This is a genomic window from Butyricicoccus sp. AM27-36, assembly GCF_003480945.1.
Classification (GTDB): domain Bacteria; phylum Bacillota; class Clostridia; order Oscillospirales; family Butyricicoccaceae; genus Agathobaculum; species Agathobaculum butyriciproducens.
The window spans coordinates 1-7585 of record NZ_QUJR01000023.1; the positions used below are offsets into that span (position 1 = coordinate 1).

Below are 7585 nucleotides of genomic sequence, written 5' to 3' on the forward strand. Positions count from 1 at the left end.
TTAGCAATACCGGCAGAGATTTCGCCTTCCAGCTTGTTTTCGGACAGGTCTAAAATCTGCAAACCGGAAAGCGAGTACAGCGTTTCGGGAATCGTGCCGGTCATGCCGCATTGCCACGCCGAAAGAGAGATAAGATTAGTCAGCGCGGACAGGTCGGGAATCGTGCCGCCGATAGCATTTTCCGAAAGGTTCAAGTATTTCAGACTGCTCATACCGGCAACTGCCGCAGGAAAACCGCCGGTCAACTGATTTCCCATGAGGTTCAGCACCTCAATCTGGGTATTGCTCAAAATCGTGTCCGGTATCGTACCAGTGTACTGGTTATCTTTTAGAACCAGCGTTTTCAATGCGGGCATTGTACCAAACTCGGAAGGAATCGCACCTGCATAATCATTGCCGCCCAAGTCTACATTTTGCAGTTTCGGGAGCGTATAGAGCGCAGACGGAATATCTCCGCTCAAATGATTATCCGAGAGGAACAGATACCGCAATTCATTAAGTTCCCCGATTGCAGCCGGTATATGTCCGGTGATGTTTTTACCTTTCAGACCAATGCTCTTGATTTCTACAAGGTCTTCCGCTCCGGTAATGGTATCCAGCGTGCGCTGCTGGGCATTCAGCAAACGCTCAATCTCATTGATGAACCATGTCTGTCCATCACAGGCGGCAATAAACCGTTTGGCATATTCCGTCTGTGGGTTTGGCGTAAAGTCCACTGCGCCTGCCGTGAGTGGTGCGTATAGCTGCAACAGCAAGGCTATTACAAGCAATACGCTGATTCGTGTGCGTTTCATTTTTCGATCGCTCCCTTTCTTTTGCGCCCAAACAGGTAAAAAAGAGCGCAATACCACATGGATAGTAGTCCACACAGTATTGCGCTGTTTCTTAAAATGCGAGGACTGGTTAGGCAGCTGGCTGTCATGCGATTGCAGAGCAATCGTTTAGACCCTATAGCTTTGCGCCGCAGAGTTTCCTCTGTTTTGCCATTTCTGCCATTCTCCTAAGAGTTTGGGTTATTTATCTAAATAAAGTATATCAAATTACTATGAAATTGTCAATCTGAATAGTTTTCAACCACGCAAACCGGCGAAAAATTGTGCAAAATAAACGACGCTGATTTTTAGTATTTCGCAATATGTACAAAGAGCGATCTCCAGCAGGAAAGAAAAATGCAGGCGGTATCATTGCGATACTGCCTGCGGCATTTCTTTTGCGCCGATTGGCGCAGGGCTTGTCGGACTTTGGACGGCAATCGAAAACATCCGTCAGGATTTTTCGGGGGGTTGGGGCACTCCCCAACAAGCGGAAAGGGGATAGCCTGTCGGACAATGAGCGAAGCGAAATTGTCCAAAAGGATATCCCTTTCCATTGCTTGCAAAGCCTTCGTTTCGGTGCTCCCGTCCCCGTTTGCGGGAACAAAAAGGCTCCGGACCTGTAACCGGAGCAAGATCACGAATACAGAAGAAATGCGTCCACATGGGACGCATTTCAAAAGTTCGTCTTAAAGTTCGATGCTGTCGAGCCAGTTTGGTGGGAATCCCATGCAGCTCAAAATTTTATTCTTCTGAATCAACTTGGTGCGAGCACAGAGTTTTTGAATTTCTGCGTCAATTTTGTTCGCAGTATCCTTAAATTCCTCTGGTGACAGCAAATATTTGAAGCAAACGACCGCCGCAAACAGGTCAGATTGTCCGTGCTTGTAATAACTCTTTTTCTTGCCGATTTTCAGGTCTGCATGAAGCGGCAGTGCTTGAATCGCGCGTGTCTTTCCTGCGTTGAAATCATATAGACGCTCATTATGGGCGCAGACGTTTCGTACTCGCGTAAGAAAATCCAGCATACCAACAAGCTGGTGCTCTGAAATGACCGGAAATTCCTTGCTCACTGCGGCTTGAACATCCTGTGTGCAGAGGCTGTACATTTTCGATGTGGTCCCTAATGTCACCGCCTTGATTGTAACCCACAAGGGAACATTTTTGTGGTTTTTCCACTGATGCTTAATATACTTCTGGTCAAACGGAGGATGTACCTTAGCTTCAAATGTCTGGATCAAACGCTTCACCGCAGCGCATCTCATGTAGGTATCGCTCGGAGAGGAACCGATAAATTTATAATTTTCAGGTGTCAAATATGCTTTCTGATCGTCCCCATATTTTTCAACAAACGAATGGGAGAGCAGTGATTTTATGTGCTTTTCAATGATTTGAATGGCATTGAAGAAGATACCTCGCAGAGCATCGTCAAATTCAAACAGAGCAAAAATATCTTCTATCGTCGTTCCCGGACGATACTCACTGGTTGGTAGCTTGAACAGAGTCTTGTATCCAGATACAAGGGCAAAATAGCTATGCTTTTTCAGCAAAGAGATGACACGATCCTCATCCGGGATTTCAAGTTTTTTCTCATCGCGTAGCTTTATGACTAAATTTTCATAGGTCTGAAACGGCTTGTCCATAGCCATAATTTGTACCCTCTTTCTCTATAAAGAAAGGGAGACTCGGAAGAGCCTCCCTTTCAGGTCGCAGGTCCCGCAGACTTCTGCGACACAATCACTAAGAACTTTATACCACACAAACACAGCGCAGTCAAGAAAAACTTAAACTGAGGCGGATAAAGCTCTTGACATAGTATATGTGATATCACAGAAAAGTTGCACATGATATAGCACCCAAAATTGTACAAGACAATCTTTTGTTACATGGGATGATTTTTATGCACAGAGTAATTTGTTTGACCTGGCGTAAACTATTGGTATAACACCTAAGGAGGTACCAATATGAATTATACCATCACAAGAGCAGACATCGACAGTTACTGTTTATCTCTTGCTGCAGAGGAGCGTGCGTCTGGAACAATCGAAAAATATCGCCGTGATATTGTTTCCTTTACTCTATTTCTGGATGGTCGAAGCGTTACAAAAGAAATCGCCAGAGATTGGAAAGCCTATCTGCAAGACCGTGGATATGCTCCGCGTACAATCAACACTATGCTCTCGGCGCTGAATAGCTTTTTTCGTTTTGCTGGTTGGGACATCAAATTAAAATTCCTTAAAATCCAGCATCAGTTATTCCGTGATCCGGCGCGAGAACTGAGTCGCGCGGAATACGACCGACTGATAGTCACTGCACGGGAAAGCGGACAGAAACGGTTAGCTCTCATCATGGAAACACTCTGCGCTACAGGAATCCGCATTTCCGAACTGCGCTATATTACGGTAGAAGCAGCAAAGAAGGGACGAACCACCATCGCCCTCAAAGGCAAGATTCGCACTATTTTGTTGCCGACTAAGCTGTGCCGTAAACTGGTAAAGTACGCTAAAAAGCAAAAAATTGCTTCTGGCGAGGTGTTCCTCACCAAAAGCGGAAAGTCAATAACACGGCGGCAAGTATGGTATGAACTCAAGCGGCTGTGTCATTCGGCTGGTGTGGAGCCAAGCAAAGTATTTCCGCATAACTTCCGTCATTTGTTCGCCACGACCTTTTATCATGCCTGTAAAGACATTGCCCGACTTGCCGATGTGTTGGGGCATAGTAGTATCGAAACAACGCGTATTTATCTAACTGTCAGTGGTGCAGAACAGGCACGTCAACTGGATGAACTTGGGTTAATATCGTAGAGAACAGAATCAGCATTTGGTTGTTTGCCTTTGCTCAGAAGGCATCGCATTATTGAAATTTTCATGTAACATGTCTGAATAACTACTTTTCCTTTGCTACAAGGCATAAAAAGCCAGACCCACAAAATTTCAAATTTTTGTGGGTCTTTTTGCAATACCACAATTGAGGCAGGCATTGCTCTTTTATGTATTACGTGATAAACTATTCTCGTAATAGTGCAGATTACTGTTGAGCATTTTGCAAAATCTAATCACAAAATGCTGATTTCGTTCTGCTGCTTGGAAAGGGGTGTCATTTTGACGGTGTATCCCCCACCGGCTGCTATATGAGTTTAACAGGGGAAAGCGGGTATGATATGTCAGTGCTGTTATGATTTATTACGAATGTACGCTGGAAATCAAGATTGATTTTTCCTTTGTGACAGAAGCAATCTCCACAAATATTACATTCGGGAAAAGAGGTAAAAATGAAAAAAAGATTTTTAGCCAGCGTGTTATCAGTAAGGGGGAAAAATTTATGAAAAAACGAATCCTATCAGGGCTGTTAGTAGCGGCAATGCTGCTCACATTATTGCCAACAGCCGCATTTGCGGCGGATGATACGAATGCTGAAGCACCTGACACCGGTGAAACCCAAACGATCCTACCGCAATCAGAGGTGGGTGCGGAGCAGCCGACTGTCACCGCGCCAAGCTATGAAGTATCTACTACAGCGGAACTCAGCAACACTCTGACGCAGATTGCGGCAAGAGCCGAGGATGAAGCGACCATTGTACTGAAGGCGGATGTAACGCTTTCCAACGACGCTACAAGCGGATATATTGCGTCTTTTGGCGTGGATGGCAAGCACATCACAGTGAAGAGTGAAGATGGAGAAATGAAGAAGTTTTCCTTCCCTTCCTATGGCGTTCTGACCGGTGACTGCACCTTTGATAATGTTGATGTGACCGGCACTAGATTGTTCTGCAATGGCTATCATACAATTTTTACGGAAAACGGTCAGATCCATTTGAGCCAAACGCTCTATGGCGGCGGTTACAAAACAACAGTAGACAGCACCTATGTGGTGATTGCGGCAAGCGGTTATATCAACCCGTCCTCTTCTAGTGGTCTGCACGATGTGATCGGCGGCTCTTATCAAGGCTCCGTTGAGGGTGACACCTACTTGGAAATCACGGGCGATATTGAAATGCAGGGCGGCAATCACCTGAACCCTGGCTGTATGAAGGGCGACGGAACCAGCGGCGACGGCGCGGGTGTGTCAAATGTCTATGTTGGCGGCAATGCTACGCTGATTTATGACAACAAAAGTAGTACCGCGTCTCCTGCAATTGAAGGCACATACGGCTGCGAGATGAGGGGCAATGTCACGCTGGATGTTCGTGCAGGCTGTGTAGCGGGCATTGTCGGTACGGAGGAGCCGCTGGAGGAATCCATCATTCGCGGTAATTTGCATATCATTGCAGGTAATCCTGCTTATGAGAATACCGATCGGATTCTGCGGTTAGGTTCCAACTGGCCGATTGTCGGCGCAGGCAATAGCTTTGCTCTCTATCCCGGCGTTGAGGGCAATTATACGGTAGACGGCAACATTACGATCGACACCTATGAAAATGCATGGGCATGGGACAAAGGAACTACGCCCGACTCGTATGATCTGCCGGAAATCTACGGAGCCTTGCGCGGTAACGTAGGCGGCAATATTACGATCAATGCCCACGGATCTCATGTGCAGAATATTTTCGGTGCAAGTGATTCCGTTGTCCAAGGCTCTGTTACAGTAAATGCAACCGATGTTGAGCTGAAAAACAGCTACTATGATACTGAATATGACGAAGGCTATATTTGCGGCTTGTGGGAAAAGGGTATCCCAGCTACCGCCAACGGCTCCGTGACCGTAACGGTTAACGGCGGCGATGTGGGCCTTGTGATGGTTACCGATCAGACAACTGCACCGGCGGGGTCTTCCATCAATGTCACCGGAAAGCCGAAAATCAGAACCGGTGTACTCGGCACTACGGCGAGAAATTTGGCTGACGGTTTCCCCACAGTCAATATCCGGGATTGCAAAGCTACGATTCCCTTTGTACAGGCGGCATCGCAGATCAACATTACGGACAAGAGCGTTGTTACTGTACACGAGGCAGAACTGGATCAGGGATTGCTGATTGAGAAAGACAGCAGTTTGACCACGGATGACAATCAAATCCACATTTGGGGTAACACCGAAGTAAACGGTACATGGGAACAAAAACATACGCAGGATGCTGATTATAATGACATCTATGTTCAGGGGACAACGAAAATCGGCTCCAATGGCCATCTCATCAATCACGGCACAAGCAATCTGAAAGGCGCCGTGACCAATAACGGCGTAATGGCCTTGATGGGATCGGCTTATTTGCAGAATGATTATACCGCCACCAACGGTGAATTTCGTTTACCCGCTGTGACCACCAATTATGACGGTACCAGTGCCGGTGCAAAGATCCCTGTACAAATCAAAGGTCTTTCCACCGGCACCACCACGGTCAACACGGTGGACCCCGCTGATTGGCAGACTCTGAAAAAGCCTGCACTTGGTGACAACTACATTCTTTCCAAGAAAAACACCGATTCCCCCGCACAGAATGTGTTTGTATTGGGCAATGCCGATGCCGTGGGAGACGGCTGGTTCCTCAAGCGCATGGCCGATGCCGATGGCTCGGACGATTACTATATGTGGCAGGTGGCTAACGGTGTCCGTGTCATCTTCGATAAGAACGGTGGCGATACCGAGGCCGACCCTCGTATCATGGTGCAGGACAAGGTGGTCGGTGCTGCAAATCACTTTGATCTGCCGACGACTGAACCGACCCGCAGCGGCTACATATTCACGGGCTGGAATACTAAGGCAGACGGTACGGGCGATGCCTTTACCGCTGCGACCGATGTGACCAGCAATATTACGGTTTATGCCCAGTGGAAAGACAGCACGACTTATTCCGTAACCTACAAGGACGGCGTGGATGGCACTGTCTTTGCCGATCAGACGACCGCTGGTCTGCATGTCGGCGATACAACACCGGCTTTTTCCGGTACACCGACCCGCAGCGGTTATACCTTTACCGGCTGGCAACCGTCTGTAGCTGCAACGGTTACGGACAATGCTGTTTATACCGCACAGTGGGCAAAGAACAGTTCCTCCTCCCATCATTCGACCCGCTATACGCTGCACTATGAGTCGAACGGCGGCACAGCTTATAAGGATGAGCGCTGTTCTTCCGGCACGAAGGTGACGCTCGACAAGACCCCGACCCGCGAGAGCTATACCTTTACCGGCTGGTATGCCGACAAGGCGCTGACGCAGAAGATCACAAGCGTAACGATGAACAGCGACAAGACGGTCTATGCAGGCTGGGAGGCGACCGGTGTGCCGGACAAGCTCAACGGCGACGACCATTTCGCCTACGTCATTGGCTACCCGGACGGCAAGGTGCACCCGGAGGGCAATATCAGCCGCGCGGAAACAGCAACGATTTTCTTCCGCCTGCTCAAATCCGACATCCGCGACGGAAATCTGACCGCCGACAACGAATTTTCCGATGTTTCGGACGGCCAGTGGCACAACAAGGCGGTTTCCACGATGGCGAAGCTCGGTATCGTCAAGGGCCGCCGTGCGGACCGCTTTGACCCCGATGCCTCGATCACTCGTGCGGAGTTTGCGGCAATCTGCGCGCGCTTCAACACCAAACCGGTCGAGAACAGCGGCAGCTTCTCCGACATTTCCGGTCACTGGGCGGAAAACGAGATCGAGAGAGCGGCTGCGTTCGGCTGGATTTCGGGCTATCCGGACGGCACATTCCACCCCGACGCTCGCATCACCCGTGCTGAGGCTATGACGATGATCAACCGCGTACTCTGCCGTATGCCGCAGAGCGAAAACGACCTGCTGGACAGCATGGTAACGTGGCCGGACAACAAGCCGTC

General features: G+C 48.6%; 3 protein-coding genes, 1 pseudogene and 1 riboswitch. Of the genes and pseudogenes, 2 read left to right on the plus strand and 2 right to left on the minus strand.

What is annotated here, in order from left to right; translation table 11 throughout:
* Positions 1-794 (minus strand): annotated as a pseudogene (locus DW724_RS15090) (hypothetical protein); the annotation flags it as partial.
* A gap of 109 nt (positions 795-903) precedes the next feature.
* Positions 904-995, minus strand: a riboswitch (cyclic di-GMP riboswitch).
* A 506-nt stretch (positions 996-1501) separates the two neighbouring features.
* A complete protein-coding gene (locus DW724_RS15095; protein WP_118762035.1) occupies positions 1502-2461 on the minus strand; it encodes an Abi family protein in 960 nt (319 codons plus the stop codon).
* A 315-nt stretch (positions 2462-2776) separates the two neighbouring features.
* On the opposite strand from DW724_RS15095, the gene DW724_RS15100 reads away from it, so the two are divergent.
* On the plus strand, positions 2777-3616 hold the full coding sequence (locus DW724_RS15100) for a tyrosine-type recombinase/integrase (protein WP_118762036.1): 840 nt from the start codon (positions 2777-2779) through the stop codon (positions 3614-3616).
* 517 nt (positions 3617-4133) lie between these two features.
* Positions 4134-7585, plus strand: a 3452-nt coding sequence (locus DW724_RS15105) for an InlB B-repeat-containing protein (RefSeq protein ID WP_202183546.1), incomplete at its 3' end; no start/stop codon positions are given.

What these genes read in the sequence shown, in the direction of transcription:
- DW724_RS15095 (WP_118762035.1), bottom strand. Translation starts at nt 2,461, where the DNA reads ATGGCTATGGACAAGCCGTTTCAGACCTATGAAAATTTAGTCATAAAG.
- DW724_RS15100 (WP_118762036.1), top strand. Translation starts at nt 2,777, where the DNA reads ATGAATTATACCATCACAAGAGCAGACATCGACAGTTACTGTTTATCT.